Annotated in this window: 17 protein-coding genes; 8 read left to right on the top strand and 9 right to left on the bottom strand. The window is 70.7% G+C overall.

Annotation, left to right across the window (positions count from 1 at the left end):
• Positions 1 to 83 precede the first annotated feature (83 nt).
• Genes tkt through pgl form a run of 5 tightly spaced genes read left to right on the top strand, consistent with a single transcriptional unit; the run spans position 84 to position 6,710 of the window.
• Positions 84 to 2,186: a transketolase gene (gene tkt / locus AB0L95_RS09185; RefSeq protein ID WP_365159252.1), complete on the top strand. Its 2,103-nt coding sequence runs from the start codon at positions 84 to 86 to the stop codon at positions 2,184 to 2,186.
• A gap of 34 nt (positions 2,187 to 2,220) precedes the next feature.
• On the top strand, positions 2,221 to 3,339 hold the full coding sequence (tal, locus tag AB0L95_RS09180) for a transaldolase (RefSeq protein ID WP_365159249.1): 1,119 nt from the start codon (positions 2,221 to 2,223) through the stop codon (positions 3,337 to 3,339).
• Positions 3,340 to 3,343: 4 nt separating this feature from the next.
• Complete coding sequence (gene zwf / locus AB0L95_RS09175; protein ID WP_365159246.1) at positions 3,344 to 4,876, top strand: glucose-6-phosphate dehydrogenase; 1,533 nt, start codon at positions 3,344 to 3,346, stop codon at positions 4,874 to 4,876.
• Positions 4,873 to 5,931 (top strand): glucose-6-phosphate dehydrogenase assembly protein OpcA, encoded by a 1,059-nt coding sequence (gene opcA / locus AB0L95_RS09170; protein WP_365159243.1) that lies wholly within the window; start codon positions 4,873 to 4,875, stop codon positions 5,929 to 5,931. The genes zwf and opcA overlap by 4 nt, the downstream gene beginning before the upstream one ends.
• Positions 5,928 to 6,710: a 6-phosphogluconolactonase gene (gene pgl / locus AB0L95_RS09165; protein ID WP_365159240.1), complete on the top strand. Its 783-nt coding sequence runs from the start codon at positions 5,928 to 5,930 to the stop codon at positions 6,708 to 6,710. Before opcA ends, pgl begins: the two co-directional genes overlap by 4 nt.
• A gap of 72 nt (positions 6,711 to 6,782) precedes the next feature.
• On the opposite strand, the gene AB0L95_RS09160 is transcribed toward pgl, so the two are convergent.
• The 5 genes from AB0L95_RS09160 to AB0L95_RS09140 all read right to left on the bottom strand — a co-directional run bounded on the left by AB0L95_RS09160 (position 6,783) and on the right by AB0L95_RS09140 (position 13,438).
• A complete protein-coding gene (locus AB0L95_RS09160; protein WP_365159237.1) occupies positions 6,783 to 7,622 on the bottom strand; it encodes a carbohydrate ABC transporter permease in 840 nt (279 codons plus the stop codon).
• Complete coding sequence (locus AB0L95_RS09155) at positions 7,619 to 8,980, bottom strand: ABC transporter permease subunit (RefSeq protein ID WP_365159235.1); 1,362 nt, start codon at positions 8,978 to 8,980, stop codon at positions 7,619 to 7,621. The genes AB0L95_RS09160 and AB0L95_RS09155 overlap by 4 nt, the downstream gene beginning before the upstream one ends.
• 6 nt (positions 8,981 to 8,986) lie before the next feature.
• Positions 8,987 to 10,312 (bottom strand): ABC transporter substrate-binding protein, encoded by a 1,326-nt coding sequence (locus AB0L95_RS09150; protein ID WP_365159232.1) that lies wholly within the window; start codon positions 10,310 to 10,312, stop codon positions 8,987 to 8,989.
• 37 nt (positions 10,313 to 10,349) lie between these two features.
• Positions 10,350 to 11,984 (bottom strand): glycoside hydrolase family 13 protein, encoded by a 1,635-nt coding sequence (locus AB0L95_RS09145; protein ID WP_365159642.1) that lies wholly within the window; start codon positions 11,982 to 11,984, stop codon positions 10,350 to 10,352.
• A gap of 185 nt (positions 11,985 to 12,169) precedes the next feature.
• A complete protein-coding gene (locus tag AB0L95_RS09140) occupies positions 12,170 to 13,438 on the bottom strand; it encodes an ABC transporter substrate-binding protein (protein ID WP_365159229.1) in 1,269 nt (422 codons plus the stop codon).
• A 125-nt stretch (positions 13,439 to 13,563) separates the two neighbouring features.
• On the opposite strand from AB0L95_RS09140, the gene AB0L95_RS09135 reads away from it, so the two are divergent.
• The 3 genes from AB0L95_RS09135 (at position 13,564) to AB0L95_RS09125 (ending at position 17,171) form a co-directional block, all read left to right on the top strand.
• Entirely contained in the window at positions 13,564 to 14,079 is a 516-nt protein-coding gene (locus AB0L95_RS09135) for a PadR family transcriptional regulator (protein WP_365159227.1), read from the top strand.
• The gene (locus AB0L95_RS09130) at positions 14,076 to 14,825 is read left to right on the top strand and encodes an ABC transporter ATP-binding protein (RefSeq protein WP_365159224.1); all 750 of its coding nucleotides are present in this window, start codon (positions 14,076 to 14,078) and stop codon (positions 14,823 to 14,825) included. The genes AB0L95_RS09135 and AB0L95_RS09130 overlap by 4 nt, the downstream gene beginning before the upstream one ends.
• 63 nt (positions 14,826 to 14,888) lie before the next feature.
• Complete coding sequence (locus tag AB0L95_RS09125) at positions 14,889 to 17,171, top strand: FtsX-like permease family protein (RefSeq protein ID WP_365159222.1); 2,283 nt, start codon at positions 14,889 to 14,891, stop codon at positions 17,169 to 17,171.
• Between the two features lie 83 nt (positions 17,172 to 17,254).
• Here AB0L95_RS09125 and pgi read toward each other — a convergent pair whose 3' ends face one another.
• The 4 genes from pgi to tpiA form a co-directional block, all read right to left on the bottom strand.
• Positions 17,255 to 18,910, bottom strand: coding sequence for a glucose-6-phosphate isomerase (pgi, locus tag AB0L95_RS09120; protein ID WP_365159219.1), 1,656 nt, complete (start codon positions 18,908 to 18,910; stop codon positions 17,255 to 17,257).
• Positions 18,911 to 19,272: 362 nt separating this feature from the next.
• Positions 19,273 to 19,560 (bottom strand): RNA polymerase-binding protein RbpA, encoded by a 288-nt coding sequence (locus AB0L95_RS09115; protein WP_365159639.1) that lies wholly within the window; start codon positions 19,558 to 19,560, stop codon positions 19,273 to 19,275.
• Between the two features lie 286 nt (positions 19,561 to 19,846).
• A complete protein-coding gene (secG, locus tag AB0L95_RS09110; RefSeq protein ID WP_365159216.1) occupies positions 19,847 to 20,083 on the bottom strand; it encodes a preprotein translocase subunit SecG in 237 nt (78 codons plus the stop codon).
• A gap of 131 nt (positions 20,084 to 20,214) precedes the next feature.
• Positions 20,215 to 20,991, bottom strand: a complete 777-nt coding sequence (tpiA, locus tag AB0L95_RS09105) for a triose-phosphate isomerase (RefSeq protein ID WP_365159214.1) — start codon at positions 20,989 to 20,991, stop codon at positions 20,215 to 20,217.
• Between the last annotated feature and the right edge of the window lie 5 nt (positions 20,992 to 20,996).

Below are 20,996 nucleotides of genomic sequence, written 5' to 3'. Positions count from 1 at the left end.
TACACACAGGGGTAGGCTCAGCAGCGGCCGGTGGGCGCCAAGTGCACCGGCATTCGACATGTGGAGAGGAGCCCTGACTCAGGGTGAGCACCAAGCCGACCACCACAGACCTCGAGTGGACCGAGTTGGACCAGCGGGCCGTGGACACCGCCCGCGTCCTGGCCGCCGATGCCGTACAGAAGGTCGGCAACGGCCATCCGGGTACGGCGATGAGCCTGGCTCCGGCCGCCTACACCCTCTTCCAGAAGGTGATGCGCCATGACCCGGCGGACGCCGACTGGGTGGGGCGCGACCGCTTCGTACTGTCCGCCGGTCACTCGTCCCTGACCCTCTACACCCAGCTCTACCTGGCCGGTTTCGGTCTGGAGCTGGACGATCTGAAGTCGTTCCGCACCTGGGGTTCGAAGACCCCCGGCCACCCGGAGTACGGGCACACCACAGGTGTGGAGACGACGACCGGCCCGCTGGGCCAGGGTGTCGCCAACGCGGTGGGCATGGCGATGGCCTCCCGGTACGAGCGTGGCCTGTTCGACCCGGACGCCGCGCAGGGCGCTTCGCCCTTCGACCACTTCATCTACTGCATCGCCGGTGACGGCTGTCTGCAGGAGGGCATCTCCGCGGAGGCGTCCTCGCTGGCCGGTCACCAGAGGCTCGGCAACCTGATCCTGCTGTGGGACGACAACCACATCTCGATCGAGGGCGACACCGAGACCGCGGTCTCCGAGGACACGGTCAAGCGTTACGAGGCCTACGGCTGGCACGTGCAGCGCGTGGCGCCGAAGCCGGACGGCGACCTGGACCCGCACGCGCTCTACGACGCGATCGAGGAGGCCAAGAAGGTCACCGACCGGCCGTCCTTCATCGCGATGCGCTCGATCATCGCCTGGCCCGCCCCGCACGCCCAGAACACCGAGGCCGCGCACGGCTCGGCGCTGGGCGAGGAGGAGGTCGCGGCCACCAAGCGCGTCCTCGGCTTCGACCCGGAGAAGACCTTCGAGGTCACCGACGAGGTCCTGGCGCACACCCGTAAGGCGCTGGAGCGCGGGCGTGAGGCCAAGGCCGAGTGGGAGAAGACCTTCGAGGAGTGGCGGGCCGGCAGCCCGGAGCGCGCCGCCGAGTTCGACCGCATCAGCAAGGGCGAGCTCCCCCTCGGCTGGGAGGAGCAGCTGCCGGTCTTCGAGACGGGCAAGGCGGTGGCCACCCGTGCCGCCTCCGGCAAGGTGCTGCAGGCCCTCGGCGCGGTGGTGCCCGAGCTGTGGGGCGGCTCGGCCGACCTGGCCGGCTCGAACAACACCACCATCGACAAGAACAGCTCGTTCCTGCCGGCGGACAACCCGCTGCCGGGGGCGAACCCGTACGGGCGCACGATCCACTTCGGCATCCGCGAGCACTCCATGGCCGCGGAGATGAACGGCATCACGCTGCACGGCAACACCCGCGTCTACGGCGGCACCTTCCTGGTGTTCTCCGACTACATGCGCAACGCCGTGCGTCTGTCGGCCCTGATGCACCTGCCGGTGACGTACGTGTGGACGCACGACTCCATCGGTCTGGGCGAGGACGGCCCGACCCACCAGCCCGTCGAGCACCTGGCCAGCCTGCGCGCCATCCCGGGCCTGAACGTCGTCCGCCCGGCCGACGCCAACGAGACCGCGATCGCCTGGCGCGAGATCCAGCGGCGCTGGACCAAGGAGTTCGGCAAGGGCGCTCCGCACGGTCTGGCGCTGACTCGTCAGGGCGTGCCGACGTACGAGCCCAACGAAGACACCGTCCGCGGCGGTTATGTGATGTTCGAGGCGGAAGGGTCCGAAGGGCAGAACGCAGAGCCGCAGGTGATCCTGATCGCCACCGGCTCCGAGGTGCACCTCGCCGTCGAGGCCCGGGAGCAGCTCCAGACCGAGGGCGTCCCGACCCGGGTCGTGTCGATGCCGTCGGTGGAGTGGTTCGAGGAGCAGGACCAGGGGTACCGGGACAGCGTCCTGCCGCCGTCGGTGAAGGCTCGGGTCGCGGTCGAGGCCGGGATCGGCCTCACCTGGCACCGGTTCGTCGGGGACGCGGGCCGCATCGTTTCCCTGGAGCACTTCGGCGCTTCGGCCGACGGCAAGGTGCTTTTCCGTGAGTTCGGCTTCACTGCCGAGAACGTCGCATCCGCCGCCCGGGAATCGATCGCCGCAGCCCAGCGCTGACGCTGATACACGACACGTAGGAGATGCATTTTCCATGACAGACGCACTCAAGCGCCTCTCCGAGGAGGGCGTCGCGATCTGGCTGGACGACCTGTCGCGCAAGCGGATCACGTCCGGCAACCTCGCCGAACTGATCGACCAGCAGCACGTCGTGGGCGTCACCACCAACCCGACGATCTTCCAGAAGGCGATCTCGTCGGGCGACGGTTACGAGCAGCAGCTCGCCGATCTCGCCGCCCGCAAGGTCACGGTCGAAGAGGCGATCCGCATGATCACCACGGCGGACGTCCGTGACGCCGCCGACATCCTGCGTCCGGTGTTCGACGCCACGCAGGGCCAGGACGGCCGCGTGTCGATCGAGGTCGACCCGCGTCTGGCGCACAACACCCGGGCCACCGTCGCCGAGGCCAGGCAGCTGGCCTGGCTGGTCGACCGGCCGAACACGCTCATCAAGATCCCGGCCACCGAGGCGGGTATCCCGGCGATCGCCGAGACGATCGCCAACGGCATCAGCGTCAACGTCACGCTGATCTTCTCGCTGGACCGCTACCGCAAGGTCATGGACGCCTACCTGACCGGCCTGGAGAAGGCCAAGGAGCGCGGCCTGGACCTGTCCAAGATCCACTCGGTGGCGTCCTTCTTCGTGTCCCGGGTGGACACCGAGATCGACAAGCGGATCGACGCACTCGGCACCCCCGAGGCCAAGGCGCTGCGCGGCAAGGCGGCCATCGCCAACGCCCGCCTCGCCTACGAGGCCTACGAGGAGGTGTTCAGCAGCGACCGCTGGCTCGCCCTGGACAAGGCGCACGCCAACAAGCAGCGCCCGCTGTGGGCGTCCACGGGCGTCAAGGACCCGGCGTACAAGGACACCATGTATGTCGAGGACCTGGTGGCGCCGAACACGGTGAACACCATGCCGGAGGCCACCCTGGTGGCCACCGAGGACCACGGCGCGATCACCGGCAACACCATCGCCGGCACCTACGAGCAGGCGCGCGCCGACCTGGACGCCGTCGAGAAGCTCGGGATCTCGTACGACGATGTGGTCCAGCTCCTGGAGGACGAGGGCGTCGAGAAGTTCGAGTCGTCCTGGATCGACCTCCTGAAGTCGACCGAGGCGGAACTCAAGCGCCTCGCCCCCTCGGAGGGCTGACACCTTGACATCCGTACACGGAGCGAACCCGCTTCGTGACGCCGCGGACCGACGGCTCCCGCGTATCGCGGGGCCGTCGGGCCTGGTCATCTTTGGCGTTACGGGCGATTTGTCACGTAAAAAGCTGATGCCTGCCGTTTACGACCTGGCCAACCGCGGCCTGCTGCCGCCGGGCTTCTCGCTCGTCGGCTTCGCCCGCCGCGAATGGCAGGACGAGGACTTCGCGAAAGAGGTCCACGACGCGGTCAAGGAGCATGCCCGCACCCCCTTCCGCGAGGAGGTCTGGCAGCAGCTCATCCAGGGCATGCGCTTCGTCCAGGGCACCTTCGACGACGACGACGCCTTCGAGCGGCTGCGCGCCACCATCGACGAGCTCGACAAGGCACAGGGCACGGGAGGCAACTTCGCCTTCTATCTCTCGGTGCCGCCGCGCTCCTTCCCGGTGGTCATCCAGCAGCTGAAGAAGCACGGCCTGGCCGACCAGACGGAGGACTCCTGGCGCCGGGCGGTCATCGAGAAGCCCTTCGGCCACGACCTGAAGTCGGCCGAGGAGCTCAACGCGATCGTGCACGAGGTCTTCGCCCCGGACCAGGTCTTCCGCATCGACCACTACCTGGGCAAGGAGACCGTCCAGAACATCCTGGCGCTGCGCTTCGCCAACCAGCTGTTCGAGCCGGTCTGGAACCGGTCCTTCGTGGACCATGTGCAGATCACCATGGCCGAGGACATCGGCATCGGCGGCCGGGCCGGCTACTACGACGGCATCGGCGCCGCCCGTGACGTCATCCAGAACCACCTGCTCCAGCTGATGGCGCTGACGGCCATGGAGGAGCCCTCCTCCTTCGGCGCGGACGCGCTCGCGGCCGAGAAGACCAAGGTGCTCGGGGCCGTCCGGCTGCCCAAGGACCTGGGCCGCGACACCGTGTTCGCCCAGTACGCGGCCGGCTGGCAGGGCGGCGAGAAGGTCACCGGCTACCTCCAGGAGGAGGGCATCGACCCACAGTCGAAGACCGACACCTACGCCGCGGTGAAGCTGGGGATCGACAACCGCCGCTGGGCGGGCGTCCCCTTCTATCTGCGCACCGGCAAGCGGCTCGGCCGCCGGGTCACCGAGATCGCGGTGGTCTTCCAGCGCGCCCCGCACTCCCCCTTCGACACCACCGCCACCGAGGAACTCGGGCAGAACGCGGTCGTCATCCGCGTGCAGCCGGACGAAGGCGTCACCGTGCGCTTCGGCTCCAAGGTGCCGGGCACGTCGATGGAGATCCGGGACGTGTCCATGGACTTCGCCTACGGCGAGTCGTTCACGGAGTCCAGCCCGGAGGCGTACGAGCGGCTGATCCTGGACGTCCTGCTCGGCGACTCCAACCTGTTCCCGCGCACCGAGGAGGTCGAGCTGTCCTGGAAGATCCTCGACCCGATCGAGGAGTACTGGGACAAGCACGGCAAGCCCGCGCAGTACCCGGCCGGCACCTGGGGGCCCGTACAGGCCGACAAGATGCTGGAACGAGACGGACGGAGCTGGCGCCGCCCATGAAGACAGACCTGACGGACACCACGGCCAGCAAGATCAACAAGGCGCTGGTGGAGGGCCGCCGCGCCATCGGCACCCCCGCCGTCGGCATGGTGCTCACGCTGGTCATCGTCACCGACGAGGAGAACGCCTACGACGCCCTGAGGGCCGCCAACGACGCGTCCCGCGAACACCCCTCGCGGACCCTGGTGGTCATCAAGCGCGTGTCGCGCTCCCCGCGCGACCGCACGTCCTCGCGGCTGGACGCCGAGGTGCGGCTGGGTGCCGAGGCGGGCACCGGCGAGACGGTCGTCCTGCGGCTGTACGGCGAGGTGGTCGACCACGCCGACTCGGTGGTGCTGCCGCTGCTGCTGCCGGACGCGCCCGTGGTCGTGTGGTGGCCGGTGAACGCCCCGCTCGACCCTGCCAACGACCCGCTGGGCGCGCTCGCCCAGCGCCGGGTCACCGACACCTACACGGCCGAGGCACCGGTGCGGGAGCTGAACGCCCGCGCCGACGCCTACACGCCCGGCGACACCGATCTGTCGTGGACCCGCATCACCCCCTGGCGCTCGATGCTGGCCGCCGCCCTCGACCAGGTCACCTGCAAGGTCAAGGCCGTCGAGGTGGAGGGCGAGGAGTTCAACCCGAGCTGTGAGCTGCTCGCGATGTGGCTCGCGGACCGGCTGGACGTCCCCGTCAAGCGCTCCCTGTCCGCCGGCCCCGGCCTCACGGCCGTCCGAATGGACACCAACTGCGGCCCGATCGCCCTGGACCGGGCGGACGGCGCGCTGGCCACGCTCTCGATCGAGGGTCAGCCGGACCGGGCGGTGGCGCTCAAGCGCCGCGACACGTCCGAGCTGATCGCGGAGGAGCTGCGCCGGCTCGACCCCGACGACACCTACGCGTCGGCGCTGCGGTACGGCGTGGACCGGCTGACCACCCCAGCCGCACCGGCCCCTGCCGGGGCGCCCCGGGCGGAGAAGTCCGCGGCCGGGGCACCCGGGCAGACCCCCGCGAAGCCGGCCCCGAAGCCGACCGCTCCGAAGGCGCCGGAGAAGAAGGCGGCGGCGAAGTGAGTACTCCCCAGCTCGTGGTGCACCGCGACAAGGAGCTGATGGCCCAGGCCGCGGCGGCCCGGCTGATCACCAAGATCGTGGACGCGCAGGCCTCACGGGGCTCCGCCTCGGTGGTGCTCACCGGCGGCCGCAACGGAAACGGGCTGCTCGCCGCGCTCGCCGCCGCGCCCGCCCGGGACGCGATCGACTGGGGCCGGCTCGACCTGTGGTGGGGCGATGAGCGCTACCTGCCGGAGGGCGACCCGGAGCGCAACCACACCCAGGCGCGCGAGGCGCTGCTCGACGCCGTCCCGCTCGACCCGAAGCGCGTGCACGCCATGCCCGCGTCCGACGGGCCGTACGGGGCCGACGTGGAAGCGGCGGCCGAGGCGTACGCGGCGGAGCTGGCCCGGGCCGCGGGTCCCGAGAACCATGGCTCGGTGCCCACCTTCGACGTCCTGATGCTGGGCGTCGGTCCGGACGCCCATGTGGCCTCGCTCTTCCCGGAGCTGCCCGCGGTGCGGGAGACGGAGCGGACGGTGGTCGGGGTGCACGGCGCGCCGAAGCCGCCGCCGACCCGGGTCTCCCTCACGCTGCCGGCGATCCGCTCGGCGCGGGAGGTGTGGCTGCTGGCGGCCGGCGAGGACAAGGCGCAGGCCGTGGCGATCGCGCTGTCGGGCGCGGGCGAGATCCAGGCTCCGGCGGCCGGCGCCTACGGCAGGTCCCGCACGCTGTGGCTGCTGGACGCGGCGGCGGCCGCCCAACTGCCGCGATCGCTGTATCCGCCGGCGTCCGCCTGAGACACGGACGGGATCGAACGCCGGACGGGCCGCATCACGGCCCGTCCGGCGTTCGCCTTTCCGGGGGCGGGGCTACTTGACCGAGCCCGCCATGACCCCCTGCACAAAGTGCCGCTGGAAGGCGAAGAACACCACCACGGGCACGATCAGGGACAGAAACGCGCCCGGCGCGAGCACGTCGATGTTGCTGCCGAACTGCCGTATCTGTGACTGGAGTTCGACGGTCAGCGGCTGGGAGGAGCTGTCGGCGAACAGCAGGGCCACCAGCATGTCGTTCCACACCCACAGGAACTGGAAGATCGCGAGGCTGGCGATGGCGGGCCGCCCCACCGGCAGCACGAGCCGGGTGAAGATGCGCCATTCGCTCCCGCCGTCCATCCGCGCCGCCTCCAGCATCTCCTTCGGCATCTCGGCGAAGTAGTTCCGCAGCAGGAACACGGCGAACGGCAGACCGTAGGCCACATGGAAGAGAACGACACCGGGAATCGTGCCGAACAGCCCCAGCTGCCCGAAGAGCTTGGCGACCGGCAGCAGACCGATCTGCACCGGCACCACCAGCAGCGCGACCACCAGCAGGAAGAGCGGCTCGCGCCCGGGGAAGTCCAGCCAGGCGAAGGCGTATCCGGCGAGCGCCGCGATGACCACGACGAGTGTCGTCGCCGGCACCGAGATCAGGACCGTGTTCCAGAAGGCCTGGGTCATCCCGGCGTTCTTCAGCAGCGCCGAGTAGTTGTCGAAGGACAGCTGCCCCGGGCTGGTCAGCGCGGTCCACCAGCCGCCCTTCGCGGTGTCCTCGGCCGACCGCAGCGACGAGACGAACAGCCCTGCCAGCGGGGTGAGCCAGACCAGGCCGATCACCACGAGGAAGGCCTGCACCAGCCCGTTGCCCAGGCCGCGCCTGACCGCGTTCATCGCTGACTCCTTCGGAAGCGGCGGACGTTGAACACCATCGCTGGGATCACCAGCAGCAGAAGCAGCACACCGAGCGCGCTGCCGAGGCCCTGGTTGTTGCCGCCGCCGAACGAGACCAGCCACATCTGGGTGGCGAGCACGGTCGCGTCCTCCTGCACCGGGCCGGGCGCGATGATGTAGACGAGGTCGAAGACCTTCATCACATTGATGACGAGGGTCACGAAGACGACGGTCAGCACGGGAGCGAGCAGTGGCACGGTGATGCGCCGGAAGATCTGCCACTCGTTCGCCCCGTCCATCCGCGCCGCCTCCAGCGCGTCCCGTGGCAGGGTCGCCAGACCCGCGCCGATCAGCACCATCGCGAAGCCCGTCCAGATCCAGAGGTACGCCCCGATGATCGCGGGGGTGACCAGGGCCGGCCCGAGCCAGGAGACGCCCTGGTACGGCGGCGCGAAGTTCGCCGCCGGCAGCTTCACCGTGTAGGTGCCGGACGCCAGCTTCGGGAAGCGGAAGGAGCCGTCGGACGCGGTCGCCGTACGCGCCACGGTCCGCCCGTCCCGCACCGCCTCGACCTTCATCCCCGGCAGACCGCTCTCCCGCGGGTCGACCTTGCCCTGCCGTCCTCCGCCGCCGGGTGTGAAGTCCAGGTAGACGACTCCGCGCAGTTCGTCGGGGGCGGCCCGGCGCCCGGCCGCCGCAGCGGCGGGAGCGGCGCCCTGGGGCAGGTCCTCGGGCAGCACGCCGACCATCGGGAGGGTCACCGAGGCGCCAGGTGACACGGCCTCGCTCGTGGCGTAGGAGCCGTCCCGGCCCAGGGTCAGTCCCTGCCCCTGGCGGGCGCGGGCGCTCGGGTACGAGGAGGTGCCCTCGAAGGCGTCGTGGACCGAGACCACGGCGGCGTTCAGCACGCCCTTGTCCGGGTCCTCGTCGTAGGCGAGCCGGAAGATGATGCCCGCGGCGAGGAAGGACACGGCCATCGGCATGAAGAGCAGCAGCTTGAACGCCGTGGCCCAGCGGACCTTCTCGACCAGGACGGCCAGGATCAGGCCCAGCCCGGTCAGCAGCGCCGGGGCGACGACGACCCAGATCGCGGTGTTGCGGACGGCCTTCAGCGTCGCCGGGTCGCGGAACATCTCGGTGTAGTTGTCGCCGCCCACGAAGCGGGTGCCCGAGGCGTCGAAGAAGCTCCGCCCGACGGAGAACAGCACCGGGTAGACGACGAGCGCGCCGAGCAGCAGCAGCGCGGGGAGGACGAACAGCAGGGCGACGGTCCGGCCGCGCCGTCGCGTGCGCCGCGTGCGGGCGGCGGACGCGACGGGCGGGGGGCTCGCCTCTGTCGCGAGCGTGGTGGCGGTCATGGCCGGTCAGCCCTGGTAGGCCTTGGCCGCGGCGGCCTCCAGCGCCGCGGCGGTCGCCTTCGGGTTCGACGGGTCGCGCAGGAAGTCCTGCAGCAGCTTCCACTCGCCCGTGCCCTTGGTGCCGCCGAAGGCCGCGGGCGCCTGGTCGGACATGTCGAAGCGAACCGAGTCCCCGGCGGTGACGAGGGACTTGGCGGTGGCGCGGGTGACGTCGTCGCCGTAGGAGGCGAGGTCGAGCTTCTTGTTCGGGGAGAGGAAGCCGCCCGCCTTCGCCCACACGGCCGCCGCCTGAGGGGTCGCCAGGTACTCCAGGAGCTGCATGCCGGCCTTGGCGTTCTTGCCGTCCTTGAGGACGACCGCCGCGTCACCGCCGCTGACCACCGGCGCGGTGCCGCCGTCGACGGCCGGGAACGGGAAGAAGTCCGCGTCCTTGCCGATCGTCTTTCCGAACTGGTCATGAGCGACCCCGGCGACGAAGTCTCCCTCGTAGACCATGCCCGCCTCGGGCTTGGGTCCGAAGACCTTCTCGACGGAGCCCGGGAAGTCGGTGTCCAGGGCCTCCTTCTGGCCGCCCGCGATCAGCTGCTTGTCCTTGAAGAGCTTGCCGAGGGTGGTGAGCGCCCTGACCACGCTCGGGTCGGTCCACTTCAGCCGGTGGGCGGCGAGGGCGTCGTACTTCTCGGGTCCGGCCTGGGAGAGGTAGACGTTCTCGAACCAGTCGGTGAGCGTCCAGCCGTCCTGTCCGGCGACGGCGAAGGCGGCGAGCCCGGAGTCGGAGACGGTGTGCCCGGCCTTGAGCATCTCGTCGTACGTCTTCGGTGCCTTGACGCCGGCCTGGTGGAGGGCGTCGGGACTGTACCAGACAGTCGACTTGTGGGCGGCCTTGAAGTACAGCCCGTAGAGAGTGCCGTCAACGCTGCCGTAGTTCTTCCAGACGGAGGCGTAGTCGGCGTCGACGGTCCCCCGCGCCGTCGCCGACAGGGGCTTGAGCCAGCCCTTCTTCGCGAACTGCTGGAGCACGCCGACCTGCGGGACCATCACCACGTCGGGGGCCTTACCACCCTCGATCTTGCTGCCGACGACGGTGGATACGTTGTCGCCGGTGGACACGAACTGCGTCTTGGCGCCGGTCTTCTCGGTGAACGCGTCCAGCACCTTCTGGAAGTTCTTCTGCTCGCTGCCCGACCAGACGCCGGCCACGGTGACCGTCTGGCCGCTGAGCGCCTTGTCGCCGCCGCCGGCGGCGACCGGTCCGCCGCCGCAGGCCGTCGCGCCGAGCGCCAGCGCCAGGGCGGTGCAGCCGGTGAGCAGGGTGGTACGTCGTCGCATCATCGTCGATGTCCCTTCGGAGAGTGGGAAACTGAGGGGTTCAGAGACCGGGCGCCTCGTCGCCGATCCACCAGGCGGCCGCGGAGCCGGCGAGCACACCGGGCGGGCAGGGGCCGCTGGCCAGCAGCGGGGTGCCGGAGACGGGGGCGGGGGTGGGGGCGGTACCGAAATTGACGGCGCAGACCAGGCCGTCACCGCGGACGAAGCCGAGGACGCCGGGCGGTGTGTCCAGCCAGCGCAGCCCGCCCTCGCCCAACTGGGGCAGCGTGGAGCGCAGATGCAGACCGTCGCGGTACAGGTGCCAGAAGGAGCGGGTGTCGGCGAGGGCCCGGTCGGTGGCGTGCTCGGCGAACCACTCGGGCTGCGGCAGCCAGGGCTTGGCGCCCTCGGTGCCGGAGGTGAAGCCGAACGGGGAGGCCTGCCCCGACCACGGCAGCGGCACCCGGCAGCCGTCGCGGATCTTGGCGCGGCTGCCGGTGCGGTGGAAGATCGGGTCGGTGAGGACGTCGTCGGGCAGATCGACGACCTCCGGCAGGCCCAGCTCCTCCCCCTGGTAGATGTACGCGGCCCCGGGCAGCGCCAGCATCAGCAGTGCGGCGGCGCGCGCCCGGGCGGTTCCCAGACCGCTGCCCTCGGTGGCGGGTTCTCCGTAGCGGGTGACCGTACGGACCTGGTCGTGGTTGTTGAGCACCCAGGTGACCGTGGAGCCCGTGCCGGCGATGTCCTGCATGGCCTCCGAGATCACCTTGCGGAAGGCGTCGGGGTCCCAGGGGGCGCTGAGCAGGTCGAAGAAGAACGCCTGGTGCAGCTCGTCCGGGCGGACGTACCGGGCGTGGTCACGGGCGGTCGGCACGGAGACCTCGCCGACCAGCAGGCGTTCGCGGCCGTCCCGTGCGGTGTACTCCTCGCACACCGCCCGCCAGTGCCGCCAGACCTCGTGCACCTCGGGCTGGTTCCAGGCGAGCGGGTTGACCGAGTCGCGGGTGCGGGCGTCGGCCTCCGGGTCCGGGGAGTCCGGCAGTGCGGGGTGCTTGAAGAGGCCGGCGGCGACGTCGATACGGAAGCCGTCGACGCCCCGGTCCAGCCAGAAGCGCAGCACCCGGTCGAACTCGGCGGGGACCTCGGGGGTGCGCCAGTTCCAGTCGGGCTGCTCGGACGTGAACATGTGCAGGTACCACTGGCCGGGGCGGCCGTCCGCCTCGGTGACGCGGGTCCAGGCCGGGCCGCCGAACATGGCGTGCCAGTTGTTGGGCGGCTGTGCGCCGTCCGGTCCCCGGCCGTCGGCGAAGTGGAAGCGGGCGCGGGCCGGGCCGCCGGGGGCGGCGGCGAGCGCCTCGCGGAACCACGGGTGCTCGCTGGAGCAGTGGTTGGGGACGACGTCGAGCAGGACCTTGAGGCCGAGCCGGTGGGCGGCCGCCGTCAGCCGGTCGAACTCGGTGAGATCGCCGAAGAGCGGGTCGACGTCGCAGTAGTCGGCGACGTCGTAGCCGTGGTCGTGCTGCGGTGAGGGGTAGAAGGGGCTCAGCCAGATCCCGTCCACGCCGAGCTTCTTCAGGTACGGCAGCCCGGCCCTGACCCCGGCGAGATCACCGATGCCGTCGCCGGTGCTGTCCAGGAAGCTGCGGACGTACACCTGGTAGATCACTGCGTCGCGCCACCAGCGGTGGGTGCGGATGCGCTCGAGACTCACCCCGTCGACCTGTCTGTGCGTGCTTATGGTTATGCATGCATGTTAAGTAGGCGTGTCGCGAGGGTGTCAACGAAGCGGCAGAAGATACTGAAGAGTTGGCCCTTTATATCCGGACTTATCGGGGTGTCGAGGCGTGAGATGAGATGCTCGCGTTACCTAACAGGTAACTATCATCGGGAGATGGCGGCCAGTTCCCGCGCCAGTCGTCGCACCGCGCTCTCGGGCGTCTCGTGCCCGGTCAGCGCGTCATGGACGACCGCCTGCACGGCCAGGCTCACCTGGTCGTAGCGCGGGCTCTTGGGGCGCGGCGCGGCGGCCAGCACACTCGCGCGCAGGGTCGGCAGGTACGGGAACCGCCGCACCAGTTCCGGGTCGTCGTAGAGCGCGGCCCGTACGGGCGGCAGGGCGCCGCGGGTGAGGACCTGGCGCTGGACCCGTTCGCCGGTCAGGTAGGCGATCAGGCGCTCGGCGGAATCCGGGTGCCGCGCACGCGTGTTGACGGCCAGATTGGAACCGCCGAGGACACTGGTCCCCGGCCCGTGCGGTCCCGGCAGCGGTACGGCCCCCACCTTGCCCGCGACCCGCGATCCCTTGGCGGAGGCGCCGACATACGCGTAGGGCCAGTTGCGCAGGAAGAGCAGCCGGCCGTCCTGGAAGGCCTGCTTGGACTCCTCCTCCTTGTACGTCAGCGCCGCCTTGGGTATCCAGCCCTCGCGCACCCCGCGGGCCAGGAACCCGATGCCCTCGCGGGCCGCGGCCGAGTCCACGGTGACGCGCTCGCCCTCGTCGCCGAGGATCGAGCCGCCCGCCGAGTACACGGCCTCGGCCGCGTTGACGGTGAGGCCCTCGTACGGCAAGAACTGGCCCGCGTAACCGCCCAGTCCGTACTTCGGGGCGATGGTCCTGGCGTCCCGCTCCAGCTCCGCCCAGGTGCGCGGCGGTGCCACGCCCTCCTTGGCGAGGATGTCCTTGCGGTACAGCAGCAGACCGGCGTTGGTGACGTACGGGACCGCGTACAGCTGTCCGTCGTAGGTCGCCGTGCCGACGACCGGCGGCAGGAAGCTCTTCAGCGGGAAACGGTCGCGCGGCAGCGGGCGGATCCAGCCCGCCGCCGCGAACTCGGAGGTCCAGGCGACATCGATGTTGAGGACGTCGAACCGGCTGCGGTCGCCGCCGCGCAGGTCCGTCGTCATCTGCGCATGGGTCTCGTCCGCGGAGTCCGGCAGCTCGACCAGGGTGACCTTCTCGCCGGGGTGGGTGCGGTTCCAGCCCTGAAGGAGCGGGCCGAGATAGCCGGTGAGATCGCCCGCGGTGGCCAGGGTGATCGGCCCGCGCCCGCTGCCGCTCCCGTCGTCGGCGCGGGCCCCCGAGGCGACGTAACCGGTCAGAACCACGGCGAGGACGAGGAGGCCCCTACCGGCGGCGCGCATCCACCGCATAGGTTCCTCCCTGTGCACCGGCACCGGGCACCCTCGCCCGGGGTCAGAGGCCATGTATACCCGTTAGGTATGGGCGATACTAGAGCGCTGGAGCACTTTACGAAGACGCGAGGAGGACTGCACGCGTGCGCCTGCCTCTCCTGGCACTCCTCGCCCGCGGCCCCGCCCATGGCTACGAGCTCAAGCAGGACCTTGAGCAACTGCTGGGCTCCGCGTACCCTCAGCCGAACGTCGGCCAGATCTACGTCACCCTCGGCCGCCTGGAGAAGTCGGGACTGATCGAGGGCGAGGAGGTCGAGCAGTCCAGCCGGCCCAACAAGAAGATCTACCACCTCACCGACGCCGGGCGAGAGGCGCTGAGCGCCTGGTTCGAGGAGACCGAGGACGAACCGCGGGTACGGGACGAGTTCTTCATGAAGCTGGCGCTCGCTCCGCAGACCGGTCTCGCCGACCAGATCGCCCTGATCAACAAGCAGCGGCGCCAGTACCTCAACACCATGCGCAGCCTGTCGAGACTGGCCGCCGCCGAAGACCGTGACAACCGGATCGCCCAGCTGCTGATCGAGGGCGCGATGCTGCATCTGCAGGCCGACCTCGACTGGCTGGAGCGGTGCCAGGAGGAACTGGAGGGGCTGCAGTGAGCGAGGGCTCCCCACCTCTGCTGCGAGCCGAGGGCCTGGTCAAGACCCATCACGGCGAGGGCGCGCCCGCGCATGCGGTGCGGGGGGTCGACCTGCGCGTCTCCCGGGGCGAGTTCGTGGCCGTCACCGGTCCCTCCGGCGCCGGCAAGTCGACACTGCTGCATCTGCTGGGCGGGCTGCAACGGCCGGACGCCGGCCGTATCTGGCTCGACGGCGAGCCTACGGACGCCTACACCGAGGCACGCTGGGCCGTAGAGCGCAGAAAGCGCATCGGGATCGTCTTCCAGTTCTTCAACCTGGTCTCCGGACTGTCGGTCGCGGACAACGTCGAGCTGCCCGCGCTGCTCGCCGGAGCGCCGCCGAAACAGGCGCGCGCCGGCCGGGAGGAACTGCTGGCGGAGCTGGGCCTCACGGGCAAGGAACGCAGCATGCCCGGCGAACTGTCCGGCGGTGAGCAGCAGCGGGTCGCACTGGCCCGAGCCCTGGTCAACCATCCGCCGCTGCTGCTCGCCGACGAACCCGCGGGCAGCCTCGACAGCAAGGGCACCCGCGAGGTGATGCGCCTGCTCACCCGCTTCCACCAGCGCGGCCAGACCATCGTGCTGGTCACCCATGACGCCCGGCTGGCGAGCGCCGCCGACCGGGTGATCAGCTTCTTCGACGGCCGGATCGTCGACGACGCGGAGCTGGACGGGACGCCCTCCGCGCGCGGCGGGACCTCCGGTGTGCTGGAACTGAAGGACTGATCGCGGTGCACGACCGTCCGACACCGGCCCGTTCCCCCCGCCACGGGCGGAGGGGCTGACGCCGTGCGGGCCACCCTGCGCTGGGCGCACTCCGATCTGCGGTCGCACCGCGGCGAGGCGCTGTTCATGGTGCTCGTCTCCGCCGGCATCGTCGCCTCGCTGCTCCTCGCCACCGCCCTGTTCGGGTACGCGACCAACCCCTGGCAGCGGATCTTCACCCAGGCGCACGGCGCGCATGTGTGGATCCACTCCGGCCGCTCGTCCGACGCCTCGGAACTGGCCCGGCTGGACGGTGTCGAGTCCGTCGCGGGCCCCTACCCCACCGAGTCCGTGACCGTCACCTCCCGCGGCACCCGGGCCTCGGTCGAACTGCGCGGCACGCTCCGGCCGCCGTCCGTCGGCCGGCCCCTGCTCACCGCGGGCCACTGGCTGGACCCGTCGGACCCCGCGGGCGTGGTGCTGGAGAGCCGGCTCGCGCGGGCGCTGCTGGCCGAGCCCGGCGACACCTTGAGCATCCCCGGCACGGCCCGGACCCTGACCGTCGCGGGCATCGCCGACAGCGCCGAACCCCGCTACCGCCCGGGTGAGCAGCCGGGGCTCGTCTGGGCGCTGCCGTCCGCCCTGCGCAGCGCCGACGGCCAGGTCACCGGGTTGCGCCTGACCGACCCCGGCGACACGGACTACGCCGTCCAGCGGGCCGTCACCGTGCTGGGTGCCGGTGCGATCAGCGAGGTCTCCACCTGGCAGCAGGCGCGGGCCGAGGCACAGGGCGAGAACCGGCTGCTGGGACAGGTCCTCGGCCTGTTCGGGCTGGGCGCGCTCGTCGCCGCCGGATGCGCGGTGCACGGGGCGATCGGCACCCGTGTCCGCGGACATCTGCGGGACATATCGGTCCTGAAGGCGATCGGTTTCACCCCGGGCCAGGTCGTGCGCGTCTTTCTGCTCCAGCATGTGGCGTACGCCCTGCTGGGAGCGGTGGTCGCGGCCGCGCTCACCCTGGGGCTGGGCGGCCGGATCCCGGGGCGCCTCGGGGACGCGGTCGGGGTGTGGCAGGGGCTGCCCGGGCACACCGTGGCCCTGCTCGCGGTGCCCGTGGCCGCGGTGCTGTTCATCGCCGCCACCACCGGGCTCGCGGCCTGGCGCGCGGGGCGGGTGCCTCCGGTGCCGGTGCCACGGCCCGCGGCGTCGGCCGGCGGCCGTCTGACGGGCGTGGCACGCGCGGCGCTCGGTCTGCGGCTGCCGCCCGCGCTGGTGCTGGGCTGGCGCCAGGCGTTCACACGCCCTGCCCGGTCGCTGGCGACGGTCGTGCGGCTCGCGCTGCCGCTGCTGCTGATCGTGGTGGCCATGAGCGCGTGGACCACCATCGACCGCATCCACTCACGGCCCGCGGACATCGGACTCGCCGCCGCCCTCACCGTCCGCCCCGACGCCGGCCTCGACGACGCGGCCACCCGCTCTCTGCTGGCGGACAACCCCCGGGTCGCCGCCGCCTACCCCGGTGTGGAGGTGGCCGCGCTGGTACCGGGCCAGACCGCGACAATCGCCCTGCGCGGCCTCGGCACCCGGCAGGATCCCTACCCCTACGCCCTGGCCGAGGGCCGTTCCGCGCACGGCCCCGACGAGGCGGTGGCCGGCCAGGGGCTGCTCGATCTGCTGGATGTGCGCGTCGGCGACTGGGTGCGGATGACGGTGGGCGACCAGCCGCAGATCCTGCACATCGTGGGCCGCAGCATCGAGCCGGAGAACGCCGGACGGGTCATCTCCACCTCGCTCGACACCCTGCGCGAGAACGACCCGGGGCTGCACCCCACCCTCTACCAGCTGCGGCTTCGTCCCGGCGCCGATCCCCACCAGGTCGCCGACGAGCTGTCCCGAGCCGCCCACGGGCACCTGGACGTGCATCCGGTGGCGAATCCCGCGGACGGGCTCTCGCCGCTGCGCGGCGTGGTCGTCGGTCTGATCGCCGTGCTCGCGCTCATCGGGATCACCGAGCTGCTGACCGCGATCGGCGGCACCGTCCGGGAGAGCGAGCGGGATCTGCTGGCGCTCAAGGCGATCGGGCTGTCCCCGCGGCAGATCACCGGGATCACGGTCACGGCGATGGTCTGCACCACCCTGGCCGCGGTCTGTGTCGGCACGGCGCTCGGCATTCCCCTGGCCCACTGGCTGATCGACGCCCAGGGCCGGTCCAGCGGCATCGGCGCCGGGCTCGCCCGGGGGCCGTCCCCGCTCCTGCTGGTCCCGTTCGGGGCGGTCGCCGTGCTCGGCGCCGGCGCTCTCGCCGCACTGCCCGCGTCGCGCGCGGCACGCCGACGGCTCGCGGACACGTTGAGCGCGGTGGCCTGACCGGGGAGCGCGCCGGACGACGCGACCCGCCGGGAGTCCACGGGAGGCGGACGGCAGCGTGCCGCCCGCCTCCCGGTCCGCGTCTACTGACGGCCGCGCAGCTCCCGGTACTTGGCGACCAGGGTCTTGGTGGACTCGTCCAGGCCCGGGACCTCGGCTCCCTCCGTCAGCGCGGGCTCCACGCGCTTGGCGAGTACCTTGCCGAGTTCGACGCCCCACTGGTCGAAGGAGTCGATGTTCCAGACCGCGCCCTGGACGAACACCTTGTGCTCGTAGAGCGCGACGAGCTGACCGAGCACCGACGGGGTGAGCTGGCCGCCGAGGATCGTGGTGGTCGGGTGGTTGCCCTTGAACGTCTTGTGCGGCACCAGCTCCTCCGGGACGCCCTCGGCGCGCACCTCGTCCGGGGTCTTGCCGAAGGCCAGCGCCTGCGTCTGGGCGAAGAAGTTGGCCATCAGCAGGTCGTGCTGGGCCTTGAGGTCACCGCTCAGCTCGTCGACGGGCCGGGCGAAGCCGACGAAGTCCGCCGGGATGAGCTTGGTGCCCTGGTGGATGAGCTGGTAGTAGGCGTGCTGGCCGTTGGTGCCCGGCGTGCCCCACACGACGGGACCGGTCTGCCAGTCGACCTCCTTGCCGTCCCGGTCCACGGACTTGCCGTTGGACTCCATGTCCAGCTGCTGGAGGTAGGCGGTGAACCTGGACAGGTAGTGCGCGTACGGCAGCACGGCGTGCGACTGGGCGTCGTGGAAGTTGTCGTACCAGATGCCCAGCAGGCCGAGCAGCAGCGGGACGTTCGACTCGGCGGGCGCGGTGCGGAAGTGCTCGTCGACGGTGTGGAAGCCGTCGAGCATCTCCCGGAAGCGGTCCGGGCCGATGGCGATCATCAGGGACAAGCCGATCGCCGAGTCGTAGGAGTAACGGCCGCCTACCCAGTCCCAGAACTCGAACATGTTGGCCGTGTCGATGCCGAACTCCTCGACCTTCGAGGCGTTCGTCGACAGGGCCACGAAGTGCTTGGCGACGGCTTCCTGACCGGCCTTCAGCTCGTCCAGCAGCCAGCCGCGCGCCGAGGTCGCATTGGTGATCGTCTCGATGGTGGTGAACGTCTTGGAGGCGATGACGAACAGCGTCTCGGCCGCATCCAGGTCCCGGACGGCCTCGTGCAGATCGGCGCCGTCCACGTTGGAGACGAAGCGGACCGTCAGATCGCGGGCGGTGTAGGCGCGCAGGGCCTCGTAGGCCATCGCCGGGCCCAGGTCGGAGCCGCCGATGCCGATGTTGACGACGTTCTTGATGCGCTTGCCGGTGTGGCCGGTCCACTCGCCCGAGCGGACCCGGTCGGAGAAGGCGCTCATCTTGTCCAGCACCGCATGGACCTTGGGGACGACGTTCTCCCCGTCGACCTCGATGACGGAGTCCCTCGGGGCACGCAGCGCGGTGTGCAGGACCGCGCGGTCCTCGGTGGTGTTGATCTTCTCGCCGCGGAACATGGCGTCCCTGAGGCCGAACACGTCCCGGGCGGCGGCCAGCTCACGCAGCAGCCGGAGCGTCTCGTCGGTGACCAGGTGTTTGGAGTAGTCGACGTAGAGATCGCCGGCCTCCAGGGTGTACCCGCTGCCGCGCCCGGGGTCCGCCGCGAACAGGTCGCGCAGCCGCACCTCGCCGAGTTCCTCGCGGTGCTTGGCCAGAGCGGTCCACTCGGGCGTCTGATTGAGCCTGGTACGGCTGTCTGCGTTCATCTCGGACTTCCGCCTTCTTCCTTGCCTGTGCTCGTGTGCCTCACCCCGCTGCCGGTCCCAACCTAGTTGATCAGGGGGTGCGATGACCTGGTGTCGCGCCGTCGTCCGGCACAACAACAGGTACGTCCGGCTTGCGCCGGGGTGTCAGCACGGCGACGGACAGAACAGAGGAAAGAAGGCGGCGGCGAGCGGGGCGGGCCCGGCAGGGAGGCAGCGGACCACAGCCGCGGTCGGCCGCGGGCGGTGTGCGCGCAGGGGCGTACGCCGGAGGGCACCACGGACACACGGGGCGGAGGCGGCCCGCCACCGGTTGGGACAGCGGCTCCGGCCGGGCACCGCAGGGTGCCGGCCGGACTCAGCTGCTAGATCTCGCCCCGCAGCTTGGCGAGCGCCTCGGCGAGGATCGCCTCGCCGTCCGCGTCGCTGCGCCGCTCCCGTACATAGGCGAGGTGCGTCTTGTAAGGCTCGGTACGCGGCGGAGCCGGCGGGTTGTCCTGGTCCTGACCGGCCGGAAAGCCGCAGCGCGGGCAGTCCCAGGTGTCGGGAACCTGCGCGTCGCTGGCGAAGCTCGGCTGGGTCTCGTGCCCGTTGGAGCACCAGAAGGAGACGCGCAGACGCGGCGCGGATTCGCCGCGCTCGGCCTCGCCCATCGGCCCCGCCCCGACCCGGCTTCCTCGGATCGCGTTGCCACTTGCCACGTCGTAACTCCCTGCGTGATGGTGCCGCGAAGCGAGTCGGCGTTTCGCTTCGCTGCGAGCGCCTCAGTCTACGTAAGGCCCAACGCGCGTCCAGTGATGGGAGTTACCCCCGCCCCTAGACGCACGCCCCATGATAGGCCGCGTCCGAAGACGCGCACCGGCCATGGGGCGTTACGTGCTTCATGCACGGTCCGGCGACACCGGCCCGCGCTCACTCTTGAGCTTCGGCTCTTGACCCTCAGCTCTTGACCTTCATCAGGATGCCGAGCACCACGATGCACGCCAACCAGAGCAGACCGACCACGATGGTGATCCGGTCGAGGTTGCGCTCGGCGACCGAGGAGCCGCCGACGGAGGACTGCATGCCGCCACCGAACATGTCGGAGAGGCCGCCGCCCTTCCCCTTGTGCATCAGCACCAGCAGCATCAGCAGCAGGCTGAAGACGATCAGGGCGATCGAGAACCCCAAAACCACGGCTGGACCAACTTCCTCGGACTCGGATGGACGACGGGGGCACGGTGGACGGCCACCATGCCCCCGCAAGGGTACGACGGATCGCCCCTAGGACACACTCACGGCTGCTCGGTTCGCCCGCGAAGCGCCGATCACTGGTCGCGGAAGCGGATGATCTTGACGAACTCGTCGGCGTCCAGCGAGGCACCGCCGACAAGGGCACCATCAATGTCCGGCTTTGCCATGATTTCGGCCACATTGCCCGACTTCACCGAGCCGCCGTACTGGATGCGGACCTTGTCGGCCACGTCCTGCGAGTACAGCTCGGAGATCTTGCCGCGGATCGCCGCGCAGACCTCCTGCGCGTCGTCGGCACCGCAGACCTTGCCGGTACCGATGGCCCAGACGGGCTCGTAGGCGATCACGATGGACTCGACCTGCTCGGCCGGGAGGTCCTTCAGACCACCCTCGACCTGCGCGAGCGTGTGCCCGACATGGTCGCCCGCCTCACGGATCTCCAGCTCCTCGCCGACGCACAGGATCGGGGTCAGACCGTGCTTGAAGGCCGCCTTGGCCTTGGCGTTCACCAGCTCGTCGCTCTCGTGGTGGTACTGCCGGCGCTCGGAGTGGCCGATCACCGCGTAGCTGCACTTCAGCTTGGCCAGCATCAGGCCCGAGATCTCGCCGGTGTAGGCGCCTGAGTCGTGGGCCGAGACGTCCTGGGCGCCGTACTTGATCTTGAGCTTGTCGCCGTCGACCAGCGTCTGCACGGAGCGCAGGTCGGTGAAGGGCGGCAGGACGGCGACCTCGACGGCCTCGTAGTCCTTGTCGGCCAGGGCGAAGGCGAGCTTCTGGACGTGGGCGATGGCCTCGAGGTGGTTGAGGTTCATCTTCCAGTTGCCCGCCATCAGCGGCGTGCGGGTACTCATCGAGG

The organism is Streptomyces sp. NPDC052036 (assembly GCF_040680495.1).
Lineage (GTDB): Bacteria > Actinomycetota > Actinomycetes > Streptomycetales > Streptomycetaceae > Streptomyces.
Note: the sequence above shows the minus strand (reverse complement) of the source record. Positions and strands in the feature narration are given on the sequence as shown.